The 21,187-nt window shown below is 73.3% G+C and carries 18 protein-coding genes; 7 read left to right on the plus strand and 11 right to left on the minus strand.

The features are described 5' to 3' along the window. Nucleotides 1-31: 31 nt before the first annotated feature. The 6 genes from J2X64_RS04975 to metG all read right to left on the minus strand — a co-directional run bounded on the left by J2X64_RS04975 (nucleotide 32) and on the right by metG (nucleotide 8,074). Nucleotides 32-1,849 (minus strand): ABC-F family ATP-binding cassette domain-containing protein, encoded by a 1,818-nt coding sequence (locus J2X64_RS04975; RefSeq protein WP_310150485.1) that lies wholly within the window; start codon nucleotides 1,847-1,849, stop codon nucleotides 32-34. After that, complete coding sequence (locus J2X64_RS04980) at nucleotides 1,849-2,784, minus strand: 4-(cytidine 5'-diphospho)-2-C-methyl-D-erythritol kinase (RefSeq protein WP_310150488.1); 936 nt, start codon at nucleotides 2,782-2,784, stop codon at nucleotides 1,849-1,851. Before J2X64_RS04980 ends, J2X64_RS04975 begins: the two co-directional genes overlap by 1 nt. A 43-nt stretch (nucleotides 2,785-2,827) precedes the next feature. Then, the gene (gene rsmA / locus J2X64_RS04985; RefSeq protein WP_310150491.1) at nucleotides 2,828-3,733 is read right to left on the minus strand and encodes a 16S rRNA (adenine(1518)-N(6)/adenine(1519)-N(6))-dimethyltransferase RsmA; all 906 of its coding nucleotides are present in this window, start codon (nucleotides 3,731-3,733) and stop codon (nucleotides 2,828-2,830) included. A gap of 139 nt (nucleotides 3,734-3,872) precedes the next feature. Beyond that, nucleotides 3,873-4,958 carry a ubiquitin-like domain-containing protein gene (locus J2X64_RS04990; protein WP_310150494.1) on the minus strand — a complete coding sequence of 362 codons (1,086 nt, stop codon included), beginning with the start codon at nucleotides 4,956-4,958 and terminating at the stop codon, nucleotides 3,873-3,875. A gap of 350 nt (nucleotides 4,959-5,308) precedes the next feature. Then, complete coding sequence (locus J2X64_RS04995; RefSeq protein WP_310150495.1) at nucleotides 5,309-6,172, minus strand: TatD family hydrolase; 864 nt, start codon at nucleotides 6,170-6,172, stop codon at nucleotides 5,309-5,311. Nucleotides 6,173-6,184: 12 nt separating this feature from the next. After that, a complete protein-coding gene (metG, locus tag J2X64_RS05000; protein ID WP_310150498.1) occupies nucleotides 6,185-8,074 on the minus strand; it encodes a methionine--tRNA ligase in 1,890 nt (629 codons plus the stop codon). A gap of 697 nt (nucleotides 8,075-8,771) precedes the next feature. Between metG and J2X64_RS05005 the strand changes: the two genes are divergently transcribed. Further along, on the plus strand, nucleotides 8,772-9,320 hold the full coding sequence (locus tag J2X64_RS05005) for a hypothetical protein (RefSeq protein WP_310150501.1): 549 nt from the start codon (nucleotides 8,772-8,774) through the stop codon (nucleotides 9,318-9,320). Nucleotides 9,321-9,515: 195 nt separating this feature from the next. On the opposite strand, the gene J2X64_RS05010 is transcribed toward J2X64_RS05005, so the two are convergent. Together J2X64_RS05010 and J2X64_RS05015 are read right to left on the minus strand one after the other, a co-directional pair. Continuing rightward, complete coding sequence (locus J2X64_RS05010; RefSeq protein WP_310150505.1) at nucleotides 9,516-10,205, minus strand: response regulator transcription factor; 690 nt, start codon at nucleotides 10,203-10,205, stop codon at nucleotides 9,516-9,518. Beyond that, nucleotides 10,202-12,283: a GAF domain-containing sensor histidine kinase gene (locus J2X64_RS05015; RefSeq protein ID WP_310150507.1), complete on the minus strand. Its 2,082-nt coding sequence runs from the start codon at nucleotides 12,281-12,283 to the stop codon at nucleotides 10,202-10,204. Before J2X64_RS05015 ends, J2X64_RS05010 begins: the two co-directional genes overlap by 4 nt. 176 nt (nucleotides 12,284-12,459) lie before the next feature. On the opposite strand from J2X64_RS05015, the gene J2X64_RS05020 reads away from it, so the two are divergent. Then, entirely contained in the window at nucleotides 12,460-13,098 is a 639-nt protein-coding gene (locus J2X64_RS05020; protein ID WP_310150510.1) for a hypothetical protein, read from the plus strand. Between the two features lie 83 nt (nucleotides 13,099-13,181). Here J2X64_RS05020 and J2X64_RS05025 read toward each other — a convergent pair whose 3' ends face one another. Continuing rightward, nucleotides 13,182-13,817: a hypothetical protein gene (locus tag J2X64_RS05025; RefSeq protein WP_310150513.1), complete on the minus strand. Its 636-nt coding sequence runs from the start codon at nucleotides 13,815-13,817 to the stop codon at nucleotides 13,182-13,184. Between the two features lie 303 nt (nucleotides 13,818-14,120). On the opposite strand from J2X64_RS05025, the gene J2X64_RS05030 reads away from it, so the two are divergent. Further along, nucleotides 14,121-14,720, plus strand: a complete 600-nt coding sequence (locus tag J2X64_RS05030) for a DUF4126 domain-containing protein (protein WP_310150518.1) — start codon at nucleotides 14,121-14,123, stop codon at nucleotides 14,718-14,720. A gap of 7 nt (nucleotides 14,721-14,727) precedes the next feature. On the opposite strand, the gene J2X64_RS05035 is transcribed toward J2X64_RS05030, so the two are convergent. Beyond that, nucleotides 14,728-16,398, minus strand: coding sequence for an ABC-F family ATP-binding cassette domain-containing protein (locus tag J2X64_RS05035; protein WP_310150520.1), 1,671 nt, complete (start codon nucleotides 16,396-16,398; stop codon nucleotides 14,728-14,730). 133 nt (nucleotides 16,399-16,531) lie between these two features. Between J2X64_RS05035 and J2X64_RS05040 the strand changes: the two genes are divergently transcribed. Beyond that, nucleotides 16,532-17,308, plus strand: a complete 777-nt coding sequence (locus J2X64_RS05040) for a CPBP family intramembrane glutamic endopeptidase (protein ID WP_310150523.1) — start codon at nucleotides 16,532-16,534, stop codon at nucleotides 17,306-17,308. On the opposite strand, the gene rsmI is transcribed toward J2X64_RS05040, so the two are convergent. Then, complete coding sequence (rsmI, locus tag J2X64_RS05045) at nucleotides 17,301-18,131, minus strand: 16S rRNA (cytidine(1402)-2'-O)-methyltransferase (RefSeq protein ID WP_310150526.1); 831 nt, start codon at nucleotides 18,129-18,131, stop codon at nucleotides 17,301-17,303. The genes J2X64_RS05040 and rsmI overlap by 8 nt on opposite strands. Nucleotides 18,132-18,181: 50 nt before the next feature. Between rsmI and J2X64_RS05050 the strand changes: the two genes are divergently transcribed. From J2X64_RS05050 to J2X64_RS05060, 3 genes are all read left to right on the plus strand, one after another. After that, the gene (locus tag J2X64_RS05050; RefSeq protein WP_310150529.1) at nucleotides 18,182-19,738 is read left to right on the plus strand and encodes a phospholipid carrier-dependent glycosyltransferase; all 1,557 of its coding nucleotides are present in this window, start codon (nucleotides 18,182-18,184) and stop codon (nucleotides 19,736-19,738) included. Between the two features lie 10 nt (nucleotides 19,739-19,748). Further along, nucleotides 19,749-20,009 carry a hypothetical protein gene (locus J2X64_RS05055; protein WP_310150532.1) on the plus strand — a complete coding sequence of 87 codons (261 nt, stop codon included), beginning with the start codon at nucleotides 19,749-19,751 and terminating at the stop codon, nucleotides 20,007-20,009. Between the two features lie 96 nt (nucleotides 20,010-20,105). Beyond that, nucleotides 20,106-21,185 (plus strand): sigma-70 family RNA polymerase sigma factor, encoded by a 1,080-nt coding sequence (locus tag J2X64_RS05060; protein WP_310150534.1) that lies wholly within the window; start codon nucleotides 20,106-20,108, stop codon nucleotides 21,183-21,185. Nucleotides 21,186-21,187: the final 2 nt, after the last annotated feature.

A 21,187-nucleotide genomic window follows, 5' to 3' on the forward strand; every position in this document is an offset into this window, starting at 1 on the left:
AGCGGGCGGTGGGGCGACGGGGGCCGTCCGGTCAGCCGACGACCTCGGCCGCCGCGAGCCACTCCAGCTCGAGGGCGTCGCGCTCGTCGGCCACCTCGCGGAGCTGCGCGTTGAGCTCGCCGACGCGGTCGTAGTCCGTGGCAGCCTCGGCCATGGCCAGGTGGATCCGCTCCTCCCGCTCGGCCAGCCGCGCGAGCTGGCGCTCGATGCGGGCCATGTCCTTCCGGGCCTCGCGGAGCTCCGCCGGCGTCGGGCCAGCCGCCGCCAGTGCAGCCGTCGATGCGGACTGCGTCGACGAGACCTGCTGTCGCGCAACGGTTTCCAGCGCCTGATGGCGGAGCTCGAGGTACTGCTCCACCCCTCCGGGCAGCTCGCGCACGTGCCCGTCACCCATGAGGGCGACCTGCCGGTCGCAGACCCGCTCGAGCAGGTAGCGGTCGTGAGAGACGACGAGCAGCGTGCCGGCCCAGCCGTCGAGGACGTCCTCCAGGGAGGTCAGCGTCTCGATGTCGAGGTCGTTCGTCGGCTCGTCGAGGAGCAGTACGTTGGGCTCGTCCATGAGCAGGCGGGTCAGCTGCAGCCGCCGCCGCTCGCCACCGGAGAGGTCCGACACGCGTGTCTGCTGCCGGCCGCCGCTGAACCCGAGGCGCTGGGCCAGCTGTGAGGCGCTGATCTCCTTGCGCCCCAACCGGATGTACTTGCGGACGTCCTCGACGGCCTCGATCACCCGGCGGTCGGCGAAGCGCTCGAGCTCGCGGACCTCCTGGGACAGGTACGCCAGCCGCACGGTGACGCCCTGCTTGCGCGTACCGGAGGCCAGCGGCACCTCTCCGGCGATCGCGCGCAGGAGGGTCGACTTGCCCGCCCCGTTGACGCCGACGACGCCGATCCGCTCCCCCGGCGCGAGGTGCCACGTGATGCGGTCGAGGAGGGTCCGGTCGCCGAGGACCACCGACGCGTCGTGCAGGTCGATGACGTCCTTGCCGAGCCGCGTCGTCGCGAAGCTCATGAGCTCGACGTCGTCGCGCGGCGGCGGCTCGTCGGCGATCAGCGAGTTGGCCGCCTCGATGCGGAACTTCGGCTTGGAGGTGCGCGCGGGCGCGCCCCGCCGCAGCCACGCGAGCTCCTTGCGCAGCAGGTTGTCCCGGCGCTCGGCCGTGACCGCCGCGACCCGGGCGCGTTCGGCCTTCGCGAGCACGTATGCCGCGTAGCCGCCCTCGTAGGACTGCACCGTCCCGTCGACGACCTCCCACGTCGACGTCGCGACGGCGTCGAGGAACCAGCGGTCGTGGGTGATGGTGACGAGGGCGTTGTCCGGGCGGGCGCGGTGGCGCACGAGGTGCTCGGCCAGCCAGGCGACGCCCTCGACGTCGAGGTGGTTGGTGGGCTCGTCGAGCATCAGGACGGTCGGGTCCGCGACCAGCAGCCGCGCGAGGGCCAGGCGACGGCGCTCACCACCGGAGAGCGGTCCGACGGTGGCCTCGAGGCCGCCGACGGCCTCCGCCCCGACGCCGCCGAGCAGCCCCGTGAGGACGTCGCGGATGCGCGGGTCACCGGCCCACTCGTGCTCGGGGCGGTCGCCGAGCACGGCCTCCCGGACGGTGGACGCCGGGTCGAGGACGTCCTCCTGCGCCAGGACGCCGATGCTGGAGACGCCGGCACGGGTGACGCGGCCGGTGTCGACCTCGCGCTGGCCGGCGAGCACCCGCAGCAGCGTGGTCTTGCCACCGCCGTTGCGCCCGACGACCCCGATGCGGTCACCGCCCAGGACCCCGAGCGAGACCTCGTCGAGGACCTGGGCCGTGCCGAGGGCCAGGGAGGCCCGTTCCACGCTGATGAGGTTGGCCATCAGCGGGCGCGCACCCCGCTGACCACGTGGGCACCGTGGGCCGGTCCGGTGGCCCGGCGCACGTCCTGGACGGTGCCCGACGCGGTGAGGGACACCGCGAGGTCGAGCGCGGACTCGTTGTCCTCGGCGAGGAACGCGACGGTCGGCCCGGAGCCGGAGACGATGCCGCCGATGGCCCCGAACTCCAGCCCGGCGTCGATGACGTCGGCGAGGGCGGGCATGAGCGAGATCGCTGCGGCCTGGAGGTCGTTGGCGAGCGCGGCACCCAGCGCGCGGGGGTCGCCGGACCGCAGCGCCGTCATCATCTCCGGCGTCGGGGTCGGCTCGGGGACGGGGCGGTCGCCGCGCAGGCGGTCGCACTCGGCATACACCGCCGGTGTGGAGAGGCCGCCCTCGCTCACGGCGAGCACCCAGTGGTAGGTGCCGCGGGCGAGGACCGGCGCGAGCACCTCGCCACGGCCGGAGGCCATGGCGGTGCCGCCGGTGAGGAGGAAGGGCACGTCGCTGCCGACCTCGGCGGCGACGTGCTCGAGCTCGACCCGCGGTGTGCCGAGGCCCCAGAGCTGGTCGCAGGCCACGAGCGCGGCGGCGGCGTCGGCCGAGCCGCCGGCCATGCCGCCCGCGACGGGGATGTCCTTGCGGATGGCGATGTGGACGGGCTCGGTGATGCCCGCGGACTCGGCGAGCAACAGGGCCGCCCGGGCCGCGAGGTTGGTGCCGTCCTCGGGGACCCCGAGGGACTGCGGCCCCGTGACGGTCAGGCCCCACTCGTCCGCGGGCGAGACGGTGACCTCGTCGTGCAGGGAGACGGCGTGGAACACGGTCGACAGCGGGTGGTAGCCGTCGGGTCGTGGTGCGCCGACGACGAGCTCGAGGTTGATCTTCGCCGGGACGCGGACCGTCACGGATGACGGCGGCGCCATGGCTGAGGTCATGGCCGCCACCCTAGTAGGACGCGGCGGACCGGACGTGGTCGAGTCAGGCGGGGGGCTCCGGGGCCTGCGGTGGCCCGCTCGGGGGCAGGGCGGCCCGCGCCGCGGCGATGGCGGCGAACTGCTCCACCCCGAGCTGCTCACCCCGGGTCCGCGGGTCGATCCCGGCGGCGACGAGGCACTCCTCGGCGCGGGGGGCCGACCCGGCCCAGCCCGCCAGCGCCGCCCGCAGCGTCTTGCGGCGCTGGGCGAAGGCGGCGTCGATGCAGGTGAACGTGTCCCGCCGGGTGGCCCCGGGGACCTGCGGCTCGGCCCTGCGGTCCAGTGCCACCAACCCGGAGTCCACGTTGGGGACGGGCCAGAACACGCTGCGGGGCACGGTCCCCGCCAGCCGCACCGAGGCGTACCAGGCCGCCTTGACGCTCGGCACCCCGTAGGCCTTGGACCCCGGGGAGGCGGCGAGCCGCTCGGCGACCTCGAGCTGCACCATCACGAGCACGCAGCGGATGGTCGGGAACGCCTCGAGGAAGGACAGCACGACCGGGACGGAGACGTTGTAGGGCAGGTTCGCGACGAGGGCGGTCGGCTGCGGGTCGGGCAGCTCGCGCACCTGCATCGCGTCGGCCGCGACGAGGGTCAGCCGGTCGGCCAGCCCCGGGGCGAGCCGGGCCACGGTGTCGGGCAGGGCGGCCGCGAGGGTGGGGTCGACCTCCACCGCGGTGACGTGGCCGGCCTCGGGGAGCAGCGCCAGGGTCAGGGAGCCCAGACCGGGCCCCACCTCGACGACGGCGTCCTGCGGGCCGATGCCGGCGAGGCGGACGATGCGCTTGACGGTGTTGGCGTCGACGACGAAGTTCTGGCCCCACTGCTTGGTGGGCCGCACCCCGAGGGAGGCCGCGATCTCCCGGATCTGGGCGGCGCCGAGGTAGCCGCTGGTCTCCGGGTCGCTCATGCCACCGAGCCTAGGGCCCGCCCGGGGTGCAGGTGCGACAGCACCCCGGACCGTGGGGTCCGGGGTGCTGTCGATGGTGCGGGTCGCGCTGTGCCGGTGCGGCTGGTCGCCGCCGGGCGTTGCGCGGTCGTGGAGCCGGTCAGGCGGCGCCGGCGCAGCCCCAGGGGCTCAGGCCGGCCTTGGCGTAGTACCGGTTCGCCACGGTGATCTGCTCCTCGCGGGAGGCCAGGTCGGCGCGCGGCGCGAAGTCGCCACCACCGTTGGCCAGCCACGAGCCGGAGTCGAACTGCAGCCCGCCGTAGTAGCCGTTGCCGGTGTTGATGTGCCAGTTGCCACCGGACTCGCACTGGGCGATCCGGTCCCACATGGCGGCGTTGGCCAGGTTGAGGCCGGCGCCGGACGTGTTGCCCGCGGACGGGGCGGACACGGTGGGCCGGGCCTTCGTGCCGACCGCGATGACGCGGGTGACGGGCTGCTGGGTCACCGTGCTGCTGACGACCTTCTTGCTCTCGACCTTGCCGTCGACCTTGGTGACCTTGTAGGTCACCAGCTTGGCGCCGTCGGCGCCGGCCTTCAGGGTCTTGGTCTGGCCCTTGTAGAGGCTCGAGTCGCTCTTGCGGGTGACCGGGGCGGCGATCGCCTGGGTGTCCTTGACCTCGGTCGAGCTGACGCGCTGCACCTGGATCTTCATGCCCTTGGTGACGGGCGTGGTGAGGGCGGGCTTGACCCGGTCCTCGCCGCCCTTGCGGATGCCGAGCTCGGAGAGCACGTCGGCGACCGTGGCGGCGGTGGTGGTCTCGGTGCGGTTCTTGCCGTCGGCCCGGACGGAGACGTCCTTGGGCGTGGTGACCGAGAGGGTCAGGCCCTGGCGGCCGAGGGGCATCGAGCGCGAGGCGGACAGCTTGGCCGAGTCGGCGCGGATGCCGAGCTCCTGGAGGGCCGCGGCGACGGTGGTGGCGGTGGTCCAGTACTCGCGGGTGGCCCCGTCCACGGTGACGGTCAGCTTGCGGCCGTACCGGACGACGACCTTCTCGCCGTCGGACAGGGGGCTGTTCGGGGAGGGGGCGACGACGTCGTGGTCGCCGATCGTGATGTCCTCCTTCTTCAGGACATCACCCACCGTGCTGCCGAAGGCGTGGACGGTGGAGGTCTGGCCGTCGACCGAGAGGGTCACGGACTTGTCGAGGTGCGAGACGCCAACGGCTCCAGCGACGAGGGTCGTCACGACCGCGGCTTGGACGATTCGCCGAACGGGACGGGTGATCACAGTGCTCCAGAGTTCGTGCTCCCCGGGCATCGGTCCGCGACGTCGCGCCCCCAGCCGGTGCCCGTCAGGGCCTCGAACAGGGGTCGAGGGATGCTCGTCGTGACGCCGTTTCTTCGCGGCTGACAGGCATCCCTGCTCGCGTCGTCCGGTGGTCCGACCCCGGCCAACAGTCGTCAACCATGACCCCCTCGGAGCCAAAGGTCAAATTTCGATAACGACATGTTCAGGGTTCGGCCAAGTTCCAGCCATGCAATTCGCCGGTGTGCTGCACCGTCCCGGAGCGCCCACGGACGACCCGCGAGCCGGCCTCACCAGGGCCCGTAGACCGCCTCGGAGTTGGCGCTCAGCGCCTCGCAGAGGATGGGCACGGCCACCCCGAGGACGCCGGCCATGGCGCGCACGGTGAGGGGGACGAGGTACGGCGCGTTGGTCGCCCCGCGCCACGGCGACGGCGTCAGGTACGGGGCGTCGGTCTCGACCAGGAGGCGGTCGAGCGGCACGATCGAGAGCGCGTCGCGCAGGCCCTTGGCGTTCTTGAACGTCACCGTCCCGGCGAAGGACAGGTGGTAGCCGCGCTCCACGCAGGCACGGGCCACGGCCATGTCGCCGGAGAAGCAGTGCATGACCGTGTGCTCGGGCGCGCCCTCCTCCTCCAGGATCCGCAGCACGTCGTCGTGGGCGTCGCGGTCGTGGATCTGCAGCGCCTTGCCCAGCCGCTTGGCGAGGTCGATGTGCCACCGGAACGAGTCCTGTTGCACCCCAACGCCTTCCGGCCCGGTGCGGAAGTAGTCGAGCCCCGTCTCCCCGACGACCCGGATGCGTGGGTGCGCGGCCAGCTCCTCGATCTCCCGGTATGCCGCGTCGAGCGCCCCGGCCGCGGCCAGCCGTGGTGCCTCGTTGGGGTGGAGGGCCACGCCGCCGAGCACCTGGGGGTGCCGGTCTACGACGTCGACCGTGAACCGCGCGCCGGGCAGGTCGCAGCCGATCTGGACGAGCCGGTCGACACCGACCGCCGTGGCGGCCGCGACCGCCGCCGCCACGTCGGGCGCGTCCTCGCCGTCACGGGCGATGTCGAGGTGGGTGTGGTTGTCGACGACCGCGATCGGGAGCGGGTCGGGCGTGGTCGGCACCCGTCCGTGGCCGCTGCGTCCGGGAGCGTCCTGGGGTGCCATCCGCGCGGCCGCTCAGGCCGTCGGGGAGGAGGCGCCGCCAGTGGCGTCGCCGCTCGCGTCGGGGTCGTCACTGCTCGCCGGCGGCTCGTCGCCCGCCAGGCGGCGCAGCTCCTCCTCGACCACCGAGTCGTCGAGCTTGGTGAAGACCGGCGTCGGCTTGGCGACCGGAGCCCCCACGACAACGGGGCGGGACTCCCAGCGCGGCGTGGCGGTGTACTCCCCCGTGATGACCGGGTAGGTGCGGTCCGCGTCCTCGGGGTCGAGACCGGACACCTGCTCCAGCCGCGGCATCGGCATGAACTCGCCCTCGCCGCCGAGCACCCGGTGCACCGCGTTGGAGGAGTGCGGCAGGAACGGGGCGAGGATCGTGTTGAGGTCGCTCACGCACTGGACGAGGGTGTGCAGCACCGTCGCGAGCCGCTCGCGCTGGTCCTCGCCCTTGAGCTTGAACGGCTCGGTGTCGGTCACGTACTTGTTGACGTCGCCCACGACCCGCATCGCCTCGGCCACGGCGGCCTTGATCCGCTGGCGCGCCAGCAGGTCGCCGACGGTGTCGAACGCCGCGAGCACACGGGCCCGGACGGACTCGTCCACTGGCTCGAGCGCGCCCGGCTGCGGGACCTCGCCGAAGTTCTTGGCCACCATCGACGCCGTCCGGTTGACGAGGTTGCCCCAGCCGGCGACGAGCTCGGAGTTGTTGCGCTGGACGAACTCGGCCCAGGTGAAGTTGGCGTCCTGGTTCTCGGGACCGGCCGCGCAGATGTAGTAGCGGATGGCGTCGGGGCCGTACCGCTCGAGGACGTCGCGGATGTAGATCACGTAGTTGCGCGACGTGGAGAACTGCTTGCCCTCCATCGTGAGGTACTCGCTGGAGACGACCTCCGTCGGCAGGTTGAGCTCGCCGAAGACGCCCGGCTCCCCGCCCTTGTCTCCCTTCCCGGCATACCCGAGCAGCTCGGCCGGCCAGATCTGGGAGTGGAAGGTGATGTTGTCCTTGCCCATGAAGTAGTAGGACAGCTGCTCACCCTGCGCGCCGTCGGCGTTCCACCACTCGCGCCAGCGCTCGGGCTCGCCGAGGCGGCGCGCCCACTCCACCGACGCCGAGAGGTAGCCGATGACGGCGTCGAACCAGACGTAGAGGCGCTTGCTCGGGTTGTCGCGCCATCCGTCCAGCGGCACGGGGATGCCCCAGTCGAGGTCGCGCGTCATCGCCCGCGGGCGGATGTCGTCGAGGATGTTGAGGCTGAACTTGATGACGTTGGGGCGCCAGGTGCCCGACGCCTCACGACCCTCGAGCCACTCGCGCAGCGCGTCGGCCAGGGCGGGCAGGTCCAGGAAGAAGTGCTGGGTCTCGATGAACTCCGGCGTCTCCCCGTTGATCTTGCTCTTCGGGTTGATCAGGTCGGTCGGCTCGAGCTGGTTGCCACAGTTGTCGCACTGGTCGCCGCGCGCCTCGGCGTAGCCACAGATCGGGCAGGTGCCCTCGATGTAGCGGTCGGGGAGGGTGCGGCCGGTCGACGGGGAGATCGCGCCACGGGTGGTCTGCTCGACCATGTAGCCGTTCTTCCAGACCTGGGTGAAGAGCTCCTGCGCGACGGCGTAGTGGTTGGCCGTCGTGGTGCGCGTGTAGAGGTCGTAGGAGCAGCCGAGGTCGGTGAGCTCGCCGGCGATGACCGCGTGGTTGCGGTCGACGAACTCGCGCGCGGTGATCCCCTCCTTGTCGGCCTGGACCAGGATCGGGGTTCCGTGCTCGTCGGAGCCGCTGACCATGAGCACGTCGTGGCCCGCCATCCGCATGTACCGGCTGAAGACGTCGGAGGGCACGGCGAACCCGGCCACGTGGCCGAGGTGCCGCGGGCCGTTGGCGTACGGCCAGGCGACGGCGGAGAGGACCTTGGACATGGTCCGAATCCTATGCGGCGCTCCAAGCGGGGTTCCGGCGCACCGGTGTGCCCCCTGCCGACCTCCGCGCCCGGGCACCGTCAGGCCAGGGGCCGCCTCCCTCCCCCGCGAAACGGTTCCGAGCGGGCCCGTTCGGCGGCAACGACCCCTGAGCCCCGCGCCAAAGGGTTCCGAGCGGGCCCGTTCGGCGGCCAGGACCCCTAAGCCCAGCGCCAAACCGTTCCGAGCGGGCCCACCAAGACATCCTGCCTGTGGACAGTCGTGGTGGACTCCGTTCGGCCCGCCACGCTGGGTGGGTGTCCCGAGCTGACATGAACCGGAGGAAGCGCCTCGACCCGAAGGCACCGTTCACCCGCAAGCAGGCGTTGAGGGCGGGCATGACGGACCGTGACCTGCGAGGACCTGCCTACACCCAGCTCTACTGGGGGTGTACGTCGCTGCGACCGTGCAGGTCACCCTGGTCGTCCGCGCGCTGGCAGCTCTCATGGTGTGCCCGAAGGGTTCGGTCGTGAGCCATCACACCGCGGCCAGACTCTGGGGAGGCGCACCGCCCGACTCCGGCGAGGTGCACGTCACCGTCAGGGCCGACGTCCGGCAGAAGACGCGCGGCATACGACCGCACCGAGTCAAGGCGCTCCCACCGCCCGTGACTCGTCACGGTCTGCGAACCACGTCACCCGAGCAGACGTGGCTGGACATGGCTGAATGTTGCGACCTCGTCCAGCTGGTGACATTGGGCGACTCGCTCGTCCGGGTGGGAGCCACCACCCCTGCTCGTCTCGTGGCGGCGGTTCCCGACGGCGACGGACACCGGCTGCGGCTCGCACGTCGGGCGGCCGGTCTGGTTCGGGCGAAGGTGGACTCGCCGATGGAGAGCCGGCTGCGCCTGCTGTTCGTCCTGGCAGGACTGACCGAGCCGGTCGTGAACGTCGAGATCTCGGACGAGGTCGGCCGCGTCAGGTACCGCGTGGACCTGTCCTTCCCTGACCACCTGCTGGCGTTCGAGTTCGAGGGGCGCCAGCACGTGGATGTCGTGGACCAGTGGGAGCGAGACATCGTGCGGCGTGAGGACCTCGAGGCCGAAGGGTGGCGGTTCGTCCTGGTCACCTCGTCCGCGCTGTACGGGAACCCCGGCGAGGTCCTCGCCCGCATCGTCGCGGCCATGGACGATCGTGGCGTGCCGGTTCCTCGTCGCCTCCGGTCCGAGTGGAGGCGCTTCTTCGTCGGGTCGTCCGACATCCGCTGAGGCCACCCAGCGAAGGGACCGGGCCGAACCGGCGTGCGCCCACACGCCGACGTGGCGCCACGAGACAGGCCCGGAAGGAACCGTTTGGCGCGCTGAGGCCACCGGCAGTGCGCCGAACGAGCCCGGACGGAACCCTTTCGCCCGCGGCCGCACGCAGTCGCGCGCGGAGGCGCACCGGGGCGCGCGGGCGGACCTTCAGTCGCGCTGGCCCATCCCGGCGTCGCGGGCGCGGATGATGACCTCGGCGCGGTCGGTGGCCTGCAGCTTGGACAGGATCGCGGACACGTTGTTGCGGACCGTCTTCGGCGCGAGGAACAGCTCGGCGGCGATCTGCGCGTTCGAACGCCCGGCGGCGATGAGGTCGAGCACCTCGCGCTCCCGCTCGGTCAGCATCGGGAACTCGGTGGCCGTCCGGGCGGGCGAGGGCGAGAGCAGCTCCCCGATCCGCGACGCCAGCGAGGCGCCGAAGACCACCCCGCCCGCGTGGACCGCGGTGATCGCGCGGGTCACCTCCTCCTGCGACGCCCCCTTGACGAGGTAGCCGCGGGCCCCGGCCCGCATCGCCGACAGCAGCGTCCCGTCGTCCTCGCCCATCGTGAACACGAGCACCCCCACAGAGGGGTCGGCGGCGAGCACCCGCCGGGTCGCCTCGATGCCGTTCACCTCGGGCATCTGGATGTCCATAACGACGACGTCGGGCCGGTGCTCGGCCGCGAGCGCCACCGCCTGCGCACCGTCGGCGGCCCGGGCCACGACCTCGATGTCGGGGTGGGGCTCGAGCAGGGTCGCGAGCCCGTCCCGGAACACGGGGTGGTCGTCCGCGATGAGCACCCGGATCCGAGTCCCCGCCCCGCCGCCGCTCACTGCCGCGCCGTCCCCGGTCATGCCGCCCCCTGTCCGACGGGCAGCCAGGCCCGCACCGTGGTGCCTCCGCCGGGCGGGCACACCACCTCGTACCGACCGCCGAGCTCGTCCACCCGCTCGCGCAGCGACCGCAGCCCGACGCCCGCCACGACGTCCTCGGCGATCCCGCACCCGTCGTCGGCGACCTCGACCGCCAGGTCCGCCGGGCCCGTGGCGAGCCGCACCGTGGCCGAGTCCGCGCCCGCGTGGCGGGCGACGTTGGCCAGCGCCTCCGAGACGATCCGGTATGCCGCGACCTCCACGGCCGCGGGCAGGTCCCCGAGGGCCGCGGGGTCGGCGTCGACGACGACGTCGAGGCCGCCCGAGCGCGCGCGCTCCGCCTGCTGCTGCACCGCCGCCAACAGCCCCAGGTCGTCGAGGGCGGGCGGCCGGAGGCCGTGCACGAGCCGCCGCACGTCGGCGAGCGCCTCGGTGATCTCCGCCCGCGACTGCACCACGAGCCGGTGCGCGGTCTGCGGGTCGGTGGCCACGGCGTTGCCCGCGGCGTCCAGCCGCATCGCCACGCCGCCGAGCACCGGACCGAGGCCGTCGTGCAGGTCCCGCCGGATGCGCCGTCGGTCCTCCTCGCGCGCGAGCACGAGCTGCTCGCGCGACTCCTGCAGCTCCCGGGCCAGCAGGCTCGCCCGCACGGCGGTCGCCGCCTGGCGCACCACGTCGAGCAGCAGGGCCTGGTCGCGGCGCGAGAGCATCCCGCGGATGCCGCCGTCGGGCAGCTCGAGGGTGCCGATCCGCTCGCCGCGGTAGGAGATCGGGAAGCTCCTGGTCTGCGTCGGCCTCGTCCCGTGGGTGGCGGCCAGACCCTCGCCGCCGCGGCCGAGCACCTCGACTCGCACGTACGCCACGCGGAACGCCTCGGCCACCGCCTCGGCCAGCGTCGGCAGCTGCTCCTCGAGGCCGCCGGACTCCTCGAGCCGCTCCGCGAGCGCCGACACCACCTCGTACCGCTCCCCGCGGCGGCCGAGGAGCCGGCGCCGCACCTGCCCGGTGAGCCAGGACCGGAGCGGTCCGTATGCCGCGACGGCCAGCACGAGGACGAGCAGCGTCACCTGCCGCTCCTGGAACCGGTCCCCCAGCAGCGCGCTCGCGCCGGCCAGGACGAGCAGGTCGAGCGCGACGAACGCGACCGCGATGCCGCCGTAGACGAGGGTCCCGCCGACGAGGGCGTCGACGTCGCCGGTCTGGGGTCGCACCACCCCGATCACGACCGAGGCACTGGTGACGACGAGCGCCGTGACGAGTGCCGCCAGCCCCGCCGGGCCCCCGACGTCCAGCAGCGTGACACCGCCGGCCAGCAGGCAGACGAGCGCCGCCCAGAGCAGCCAGCGCAGCTGCGTGCGCTCGATGCCCTGCGCGCGGGAGTGGCGGGCGAACACGACCGCCGCGGACAGCGGCAGGGCGAGGAGGGTGACGACCTGCGCCACCCGCAGCGCCGCCTGCGCGACCTCGACGGACACGGGTAACGCCAGCTGCGGCAGCAGGCGGACGACCTCGGCGGGCAGCCGGTCCTCGTAGACGGCAGGGTCGGGGGCCAGCATGAGCACCAGGGGCAGGACGAGTGACATGCCGACCGCCCCGACGGCCACCGGCCGCCAGCGCCCCTCTGGCAGCCGCCCGGTCGGGTAGAGCACGAGCAGCACGGGCAGCGCCACCAGCAGCAGGGAGCCGGCCTCCGACACGAACCAGTACGCCGGCCCCACGAGGGGCGGCACGGGGTCCCGGCCCAGGCCCCACACGGCATACGCGGAGCACAGCCCGTCGACCGCCCAGAAGACCCCGGTCGCCGCGAGCCCGATGCCCACGCGGTGCCGCGGCCGCTGCGCGACGATGACGGCGCCGCACAGGCCCACCAGCGCGCCGACGAGACCGGAGCCGAGGCCACGGTCGGAGACGTACCGCGCGCGGTCGGCGTCGGTGACAGCGGCGTCGAGCAGACCCGTGACGACGACCACCCCCGCGAGCACGACTACCAGCAGCACCGGCACCGCGAGCGCGCTGCGGCGCAGCGCGGGCGCGGGCGGGCTGACGGCGTGGGCGGTCACGGCGCCAGTGTGCCCGCGGGGGTGTCCCGGTGTCAGGGGATCGGTGTCCCGTCCACACGGGACACCGGAACGGGACGCAGGTCGGGACACCGCGCCCTGCCGCCCGGGTCGCCGGGCGCCGGAGAGTTCCGGCAACGGCACCACAGGGGTGCCAACCACCACCGAAGGAAATCGTCATGGCACTCACCCAGACCCCGGCCCCGGCCCGGTCCGACGTCCACCCCGGCCAGGCCGGCACCACACCGCAGCCTGCCCACCGGCCCTACCTGCGGCACGGCACGGTCCTCACCGTCGGCGCCCTCGCGTGGGCCGGCATGATCGCCGCGTTCGGCTTCGACAACGAGGGGCCCGGCGGCCAGTACGGCCACAACGCCGGCGCCTTCCTCTTCCAGCTCGGCGTGCTGTCCCTGCTCCGGGTCCTGTGGCGCACGAGGGCGATCGGCGACGGGCGGCTGGCCCGGTTCGTGCTGCGCGCCGAGACGGTGGCGCTGTCGGTCGCGATCGTCTCGACCCTGTCGGACTTCTTCGGCATCACGAACCTGGACAACCCGGTGTCGCTCGCGATCGACATGTTCTGGCCGCTGTCGATGCTCGGCATGTTCCTCATCGGCATCCGCATCGCGGTCGCCGGCCGGTGGAAGGGCCTGTCGCGGTTCTACCCGATGGTCGCCGAGAGCTGGGCGGTCGTCACGGTCCCGACCCTCGGCATCTTCGGGCCGGGCGTGGCCCGCTGGGTCGGCGCGGCGCACCTGCTCGTCGGGTATGCCGTGCTCGGCCAGGTCGTGGCCCGCAAGACCGCACGGGACGAGGCCTGAGGCGCAGGACCTGCTCGGGGACGGTTCGGGGGACGGTTCGGGGCCGCGTGCGAGGTGCACGCGGCCCCGAGTCGTGTCGCGGGTCAGCCGACCGCGGTCACCACGAAGCTGACGTAGTGGTTGTCGCTGCCGTCCGCGCTGTGCACGTCGAGCCGGACGCTGCCGTCACCCGTGAGCGGGCCGCACAGGTTCTGGTCGATGACCATCTGGCCGCCCGGGACCAGCGCCTGCACCATCGGGATCGGGCAGCCGTTGCCGACGCCGGCGCCCGACGGGAACGTTCCCGGCGGGATCGTGATCGACCAGTTCCCCGGCCCGTTGTGGGTGACCGTGAACGTGCCGGTCCCGGACCAGATCGCCCCGGTCGAACCGAGGAACTCACCGGCGAACGTCTTCGGCGCGTCCTTGCCCGCCGGCCCCTGGGGACCGGTCGCACCCGTGGCACCGGCGGGTCCTGCCGGTCCCTGGGGGCCTGCGGGGCCCTGCGGCCCGGCCGGCCCCTGCGGGCCGGTCTGGTTCCAGGCCAGCACCCTCTCGTGCGTGCGGCACTTCTGGCCCTGCGGGACGACGCGCAGGTTGCCGTTGGTCGTGTTGTAACAGGCGTTGATGACGCCGTCGGCGCCAGGGATGAGGCCGGCCGCCCAGGCCGTGCCTCCCGTCGCCCCGATGCCGACGACGACTGCGGCGGCCACTGCGACGCCGCGCTTGCTGAACTGCATGACGAATCCTCCGAACTGCGTGGTACGGGTCGAGCTGGATCGGGCAGGAGCCGGCGCGCGCCGCCCGCAGAGGACCGCTCAGGGGTCGTGGTCCGTCAGGACGCCCTCAGCATGGCGAGCAGCGCCTCGGCCGGTGGCGGGTTTGACGATTTCTTGACGTTTGCCGCGGCATGTCTCCGCAAAGGTCGCGTTGGTCGCGTTCTCCGGTGTCAGCGCGCTCCCGCCACCGGAACCGAGCGCCCGGGACCCGCGTCGAGTAGACATGTCCGCATCGGGCGCGACGCGCCCACGGGAGGTCTCCGCATGATCGCCGCACTCACCGGGGCAGGGCTGTCGGCCGCCGCCGGGCTCAACGCCTACATCCCGTTCCTGCTCGTGGCCCTCGTCGCCCGCTTCACCGACGTGATCACGCTGCCGCAGTCGTACGCCTGGATCGAGTCGTGGTGGGCCATCGGGGTCGGGGCGGTGCTGCTGCTCGCCGAGGTGGTGCTCGACAAGGTCCCGGCCGTCGACTCGGTCAACGACGCGGTGCAGACCTTCATCCGGCCCAGCATGGGCGGGCTCGTCTTCGCCGCGACGTCGGCCGCCTCCGACCTGGACCACTCCACCTGGATGGCCGACCACCCGTTCGTGGGCGTCATCCTCGGCATCCTCGTCTCCGGCCTGGTGCACACCGGGAAGATGGCGGCCCGGCCGGCGATCAACGCCGGGACCCTGGGCTTCGGTGCGCCGGTCGTCTCGACCGTGGAGGACGGCGCGTCGGTCGGCATCAGCCTCGTCGCGGTCTTCCTGCCGGTCCTGGTCATCGTGGTGCTGGTCGCGCTGGCCTGGCTGCTCGTCTGGCTCTGGCTCCGGGTCCGCCGCTGGCGACGGCGCCGCCGCGGACCGGCCCTCGCCTCCTGATCGCCGGTCAGAGCGCCTCGACCTCCACCCTCCCGCCGGCGAGCACCCACCGGTGGGTCGGCTCCAGCGACTCGACCAGCTCGACGTCGTGGCTGACCACGACGAGCGTCCCCGTGAACGCCGCCAGCGCCTCCTGCAGCTGCTCGATCGCGACCACGTCGAGGTGGTTCGTCGGCTCGTCGAGCACCACGGTGTTGACCTCGCGGCCCTGGAAGACCGCCATCAGGGCCCGCGTCCGCTCCCCCATCGACAGGCTGCGCGAGGGCCGCCCGACGTGCTGCGGCCCCAGCCCGAACTTCGCGAGCAGCGTCCGGACCTCGCCCGGCTCCCACTCGCGGCCGGTGCGCGGGTCGGAACCGAGGGCGGCCCGCACCACGTCGACCACGCCGGCGTCGCTGTCGAGCAGCGACCGGGTCTGGTCGAGCACGCCCAGCTGTACGCGCGCGCCGAGCGCCTGCCGTCCCGCCGTGAGCGGGAACTCCCCGAACAGCGCCGACAGCAGCGTGGTCTTGCCGCTGCCGTTGTCACCGAGGACGGCGACCCGGTCACCCCGCCCGAGCGACAGGTCGACCGGCCCGAGCCGGAAGCCGTCGCGCTCGACCACCGCGCCGGTCAGGCTCGCGACCACGTCCGACGACGGCGGGCCCTCGGTGAGCGCGTAGCGCAGCTGCCACTCCTTGCGTGGCTGCTCCACCACGTCGAGCCGCTCGACCGCCCGGGTGGACCGGGCCGCCTTGGCCAGCTGTCGGTCGGCCCGGGCGCGGTGCTTCTCGCGGATGAACTTGTCCGCCTCGCTGCGCGTCACCGTGGCCCGGGTGACCGCGGCGCGACCCCGGTCGGCCCAGCCCTGTCGCTGCCGCGCCTGGGCGAGCAGCCCGTCGCGGGCGCCCGCGTACTCCTCGTACTCCTGCCAGGCCTGCCGTCGGGCGATGTCTCGCTGGCGCACGTAGTCGCTCCAGCCACCGGCGTACCGGTTGACCCGCTGCTGGTGCAGGTCGAGCTCGAGGACGTCGGTGGCGACGTCGTCGAGGAAGGCGCGGTCGTGGCTGGCGACCAGCACCGGACCGTCGTGGCCCAGGACGAAGTCGGTCACCAGCTCGCTACCTCGCCGGTCGAGGTTGTTGGTCGGCTCGTCGAGCAGCAGCACGTCGTACCGGCTGAGCAGCACGGCCACCAGTGAGGCCCGGGCCGCCTGCCCGCCGGACAGGCTGCCGAGGGCGCGCCCCGGCTCGACGGCGAGGCCGACGCGCTCGGCGACCTCCGGCAGGCGCTCGTCGAGGTCCGCGGCCCCGAGGGACAGCCAGCGCTCGAGCGCCGCGGCATACCGGTCGTCCGCCCCCGGGGAACCGGCCGCCATGGCGGCGGCCGCCTCCTGGAGCTCGCGGTCCGCGTCGGCGACACCGGTGCGGCGGCGCGCGTACGCCAGGAGCGTCTCGGTGGCGTCGGGCAGCACCTGCGGCAGCCAGGCGATCGTCGCGTCGCCGGGCGCGAGGCGGACGCTGCCGCGCTCGACCGGCAGCTCGCCGACGAGCACGCGCAGCAGGGTCGACTTGCCGGAGCCGTTGGGGCCGACGACGGCGGTGACGTCCCCGTCGGCGACGACGAGGTCGACGCCGGAGAAGAGTGGGCGGGCGCCGAAGGCCACGTCGAGGTCGTGGACGGTGAGGGTGGTGGACATGCACATCCCGGGGTCGAGGAGGGACCCCGCGCGGGGGTCAGGGGCTCGGCTGCTCAGGAGAGGTCCACGGCGGCAACGGTAGACAGCCGGCCGCGCCCGGGTCCAGCGGATTTCCCCGGGTTACCCTCCCGCTGTGACCGTGGACGCTGCAGGGACCCGCGCGAGGCCGCGGACGCTCGTCACCGAGACCGTGCTCGTCCTGGGTGTCAGCCTCGGCGCCTCGGCGGTGTGGTCGCTGCTGTCGCTCGTCGACAAGCTGACCCAGCACAAGGCGCTCAACCAGCAGACGACCGCCATGAACTCCTCGGTGACCCCGGACCGGCCGTGGCTCGACCTGGCCTACCAGCTCGTCGGCATCGTCGTCGCGCTCGTGCCCGTCGTCCTCGCCCTGCACCTGCTCACCCGCGACCGCGACGACGCCCGGTACGCCATCGGCTTCGACCTGCGACAGCCCGCCCGGGACCTGTGGCGCGGCGCGGCGCTCGCCGCCGTCGTCGGCATACCGGGTCTCGGCCTGTATGCCGCGGCGAAGGCGCTGGGCTTCAACACCACCGTGGCGGCCGCGAACCTGTCGGACCACTGGTGGACGGTCCCCGTGCTCGTCCTCGCCGCCGTGCAGAACGCGGTGCTCGAGGAGGTCGTCATGATCGGCTACCTCTACACGAGGTGGTTGCGGGCCGGGTGGTCGCTACCGGCGGTGATGCTGGTGTCAGCCGTGGTGCGCGGGTCGTACCACCTGTACCAGGGCTTCGGCGGCTTCGTCGGCAACCTCGTCATGGGGCTGCTGTTCGGCTGGGTCTACGCCCGCACCCGGCGGGTCGGTCCGCTCGTCGTCGCGCACACCCTGCTCGACGTGGTCGCGTTCGTCGGCTACGCCCTGCTGAAGGACCACCTGGGCTTCCTCACCTGACGGCGGCGTCGTACAGCGCCTTCTTCGACAGGCCGGTGGCCGCGGCCACCTCGGCACAGACGTCCTTGAGCCGTTCGCCCGCCTCCACGCGGGACCGTATGCCGGGCAGCGCCTCCTCGACGCTCGTCGCCTTCGCGGTCGCACCGCCGACGACGACGGTGATCTCGCCGCGGACGCCGTCGGCCGCCCACTCGGCGAGCTCGGCGAGGCCACCGCGGCGGACCTCCTCGTAGGTCTTGGTCAGCTCGCGGCAGACCGCGGCCGGCCGGTCGGCACCGAACGCCTCGGCCATCGCCGCCAGCGTCGCGTCGATCCGGTGCGGCGCCTCGAAGAACACCATCGTGCGCCGCTCGTCGACGAGGCCCGCGAGCGCGCGGCCGCGCTCCCCCGCCTTGCGCGGCAGGAACCCCTCGAAGCAGAACCGGTCGACCGGCAGCCCGGACACCGCGAGCGCCATGAGCACCGCGCTAGGCCCCGGCACGCAGGTGACCCGTACCCCGGCGGCCACCGCGGCGCCCACGAGCCGGTACCCGGGGTCGGACACGGACGGCATACCGGCGTCGGTCACGACGACCACCCGCTCGCCGGCCACGAGCCGCTCGACCAGCTCCGGCGTCCGGGACGCCTCGTTGTGCTCGTGGTAGCTCAGCACCGTCCCGGCGGGCGACACGCCCAGCTCGGCGCACAGCCGCCGCAGCCGGCGGGTGTCCTCCGCGGCGACGACGTCGGCGCCCGTCAGCTCCTGGGCCAGCCGCGGTGCGGCGTCCCGGGGGTCGCCGATCGGGGTGGCGGCGAGGACGAGGACGCCGGGGTCGGGGCTCACCCGGCCATCCTGTCAGGGCGAGCCCGGGGCCGTTGCATACGATGACGCGCATGACCCGGGTGGACCAACTGCGATCCCGCCTGCTCGGGTTCCGGCCCACCGACACACTCTGGGGGTGGCTCGGGCCGCTGTTCTTCGCCGTCGTGGGCGGCATCCTGCGGTTCTGGTCGCTCGACCGGCCGCACCAGCTGGTCTTCGACGAGACGTACTACGTCAAGCAGGGCGTCTCGATGCTCGACTACGGCGTCGAGATGCGCGTGCCGGACACGATCAAGAAGCCGGACGAGCTCTTCACCAACGGCACGCCCGACGTCTTCGGCAGCCAGGGGGACCTCGTCGTCCACCCGCCGGTCGGCAAGTGGGTCATCGCGGTGGGCGAGCAGCTGTTCGGCCAGACCTCGTCGTGGGGCTGGCGGTTCTCGGTGTGCGTGCTGGGGACGCTGTCGATCCTCATGGTCGGGCGGGCGGCGCGGCGGCTGTTCGGGTCCTCGCTGCTGGGGACCATCGCGGCGTTCCTCGTGGCCTTCGAGGGGCACCACTTCGTCCAGTCCCGCACCGGGCTGCTCGACCTCATCGTCATGTTCTGGGCGCTGGCGGCGTTCTGCGCGCTGCTCATCGACCGGGACCGAACCCGCGCGATCCTCGCCGAGAAGGTCGCAGGCATGTCGGTGCGCGAGCTGGCGACGGGGCAGGGGCCCTGGCTCGGATGGCGGCCGTGGCGCTGGGTCGCCGGCGTCAGCCTGGGCCTGTGCGCCGGCACCAAGTGGTCCGGCCTGTTCTTCCTCGTCGCCTTCGGGCTGATGACGGTGTTCTGGGACCTGGGCGCCCGTCGGGCTGCCGGGGTGCGGCACTGGTTCAGCGGCGCGGTCGTGCGCGACGGCCTGTACGCCGCGGTCGTGATGTGCGGGACCGCGCTGGCGACCTACCTCGTCTCCTGGGTCGGCTGGTTCCGGTCCTCGGGCGGCTACGACCGGCAGTGGGCCGTGCAGAACCCGGGTCAGGGCGTGCAGTGGATGCCGCCGGCGCTGCGCTCGCTGTGGCAGTACCACCAGGAGATCTACACCTTCCACGTCAACCTGCACGACAACCACCCGTACAAGACCAACCCGTGGTCGTGGGTCGTCCAGGGCCGGCCGACCTCGTTCTTCTACGAGGGGCCGAAGCAGGGCCAGGACGGCTGCGTGGTCGCCCAGTGCAGCAAGGCGATCACCTCGATCGGGACCGTGTCGGTCTGGTGGCTCGGTGCCGTCGCGATCGTGGTCCTGCTCTTCTACTGGCTGTTCCACCGCGACTGGCGGGCGGGCGCCGTCCTGGCCGGGCTCGCGGGCGGGTACCTGCCGTGGTTCGGCCTCGAGGAGCGGACCATCTACTCCTTCTACACCGTGGCCTTCGAGCCGTGGATCATCTTCGGCGTGGTGTTCGTCCTCGGGCTCGTCCTGGGTCGGCGCACCGACTCCTGGCGCCGCCGCGAGGTCGGCCTCTACGTCGTGGGCGCCTACTGCCTGCTGACGCTGGCGCTGTTCGCGTTCTTCTGGCCGATCTACACCGCGCAGGTCATCCCGCAGAGCCAGTGGTCGCTGCGCATGTGGTTCCCGAGCTGGGTCTGAGCGGCCGACCGTGACGCGCTTCGAGTTCGCCCCCGGCAGCGCGCCGATGATGCTCGAGGACGAGGACGTCGCCCGGCTCGACGCTGCCAACGCGACGCTGCGCGCCGTCCTGCGCGAGGTGCGCGACACCATGGCGGGCGAGCCCGCCGAGGCCGTGTATGCCGCGTTGCGGGCGGGCATCGCCGCCCGCGAGGCCGAGGGCTTCGTCGTCGACGAGCGCAGCCTGCGGGCCGACGCCGAGGCGATCAGCGAAGGCAGCCTCCTCGGCTGAAGGTCGACGCGCGACCGGGGTCGGCGCCCGTCGACGGGCCGAGAAACCGCAGGTCAGCGGGCGTGCGAATTCCCCGCAGGAGCGTAGGGTCGCCACGTGGCCACGGCCGAGGCGGCACCACCGCCGCAGGACGAGGGGGGCGCGGGCGACGTCGCGGGCCTCATCCCGATGGTGCGCCGGATCGTCCGGGCCAGGGTGGGCGCGCACCCCCAGGCGGACGACCTCGTCCAGGAGGTCCTCGTCCGCGTCCTGGCCGCCGAGGACCGGATCGAGCCGGGGATGCTCGAGCCCTACGCCATCGCCACCGCGCGGAACGTGGTCGCGTCGATGTGGCGCCAGGACGACCGGGCCGCCCGCAACCGGCACCGCGTGCACGACCCCACCGAGCCCGACGCCCCGGACGAGCTCGTCGTCGCCTCCGAGGAGCAGGAGGCCGTCAGCGTCGCGCTGGAGCGGCTCAGCGCGCGCGAGCGCCAGGTGCTCCTCGCCCACGAGGTCTCGGGCCAGGACACGCACAGCCTGGCCGAGGAGGCCGGCTCGACCGCCGGCGCGGTGGCTGCGCAGCTGAAGCGCACGCGTGCCCGGCTGCGGGTCGAGTACCTGCTGGCGCTCGACCACGTCGAGCCGCCGACCGAGCAGTGCCGCCCCGTCCTGCTCGCCCTGTCGGGCGCCGACCGACGCCGGCAGCGGGAGGTCGACGCGGCGCGGCACCTGCTGGAGTGCGACCTGTGCGCCCGGCTCAGCCAGCCCCTGCTCGGGCGGGGACCGGCCCGCGACGACGAGGTGCGCGTGCCCATCGGGGCCGACCCCGACGTCGTCGCGGCACGGCAGGCAGCGCGCGAGCTCGCCGCCCGGGCCGGCGTCACGGGGTCCGACCTCACCGTGCTCGCCACGGCGGTCTCGGAGATCGCCCGCAACATCGTGCGGTTCACCGACGGCGGCGAGATCGTCGTCGAGCTGCTCGAGCAGCCCCGGCGCGGCATCCGCGTCGTGGCCCGCGACACCGGTCCGGGCATCCCCGACGTCGAGCAGGCCCTGGCCGACGGCTACAGCACGTACGACGGCCTCGGCCTGGGGCTGCCGGGGGCGCGCCGGCTGATGGACGAGTTCAGCATCGCCAGCGAGCCGGGGCGGGGCACGACCGTGAGCATGACCAAGTGGTTCGAGAGAGGATGACC

The organism is Phycicoccus sp. 3266 (assembly GCF_031456495.1).
Classification (GTDB): Bacteria; Actinomycetota; Actinomycetes; order Actinomycetales; family Dermatophilaceae; genus Pedococcus.

What these genes read in the sequence shown, in the direction of transcription:
- J2X64_RS05035 (WP_310150520.1), bottom strand. Translation starts at nt 16,398, where the DNA reads ATGTCCACCACCCTCACCGTCCACGACCTCGACGTGGCCTTCGGCGCC.
- metG (WP_310150498.1), bottom strand. Translation starts at nt 8,074, where the DNA reads ATGTCCAAGGTCCTCTCCGCCGTCGCCTGGCCGTACGCCAACGGCCCG.
- J2X64_RS05010 (WP_310150505.1), bottom strand. Translation starts at nt 10,205, where the DNA reads ATGACCGGGGACGGCGCGGCAGTGAGCGGCGGCGGGGCGGGGACTCGG.
- J2X64_RS04995 (WP_310150495.1), bottom strand. Translation starts at nt 6,172, where the DNA reads ATGGCACCCCAGGACGCTCCCGGACGCAGCGGCCACGGACGGGTGCCG.
- J2X64_RS05020 (WP_310150510.1), top strand. Translation starts at nt 12,460, where the DNA reads ATGGCACTCACCCAGACCCCGGCCCCGGCCCGGTCCGACGTCCACCCC.
- J2X64_RS04980 (WP_310150488.1), bottom strand. Translation starts at nt 2,784, where the DNA reads ATGACCTCAGCCATGGCGCCGCCGTCATCCGTGACGGTCCGCGTCCCG.
- rsmA (WP_310150491.1), bottom strand. Translation starts at nt 3,733, where the DNA reads ATGAGCGACCCGGAGACCAGCGGCTACCTCGGCGCCGCCCAGATCCGG.
- J2X64_RS05050 (WP_310150529.1), top strand. Translation starts at nt 18,182, where the DNA reads ATGACCCGGGTGGACCAACTGCGATCCCGCCTGCTCGGGTTCCGGCCC.
- J2X64_RS05005 (WP_310150501.1), top strand. Translation starts at nt 8,772, where the DNA reads ATGGCTGAATGTTGCGACCTCGTCCAGCTGGTGACATTGGGCGACTCG.
- J2X64_RS04975 (WP_310150485.1), bottom strand. Translation starts at nt 1,849, where the DNA reads ATGGCCAACCTCATCAGCGTGGAACGGGCCTCCCTGGCCCTCGGCACG.
- J2X64_RS05025 (WP_310150513.1), bottom strand. Translation starts at nt 13,817, where the DNA reads ATGCAGTTCAGCAAGCGCGGCGTCGCAGTGGCCGCCGCAGTCGTCGTC.
- J2X64_RS05030 (WP_310150518.1), top strand. Translation starts at nt 14,121, where the DNA reads ATGATCGCCGCACTCACCGGGGCAGGGCTGTCGGCCGCCGCCGGGCTC.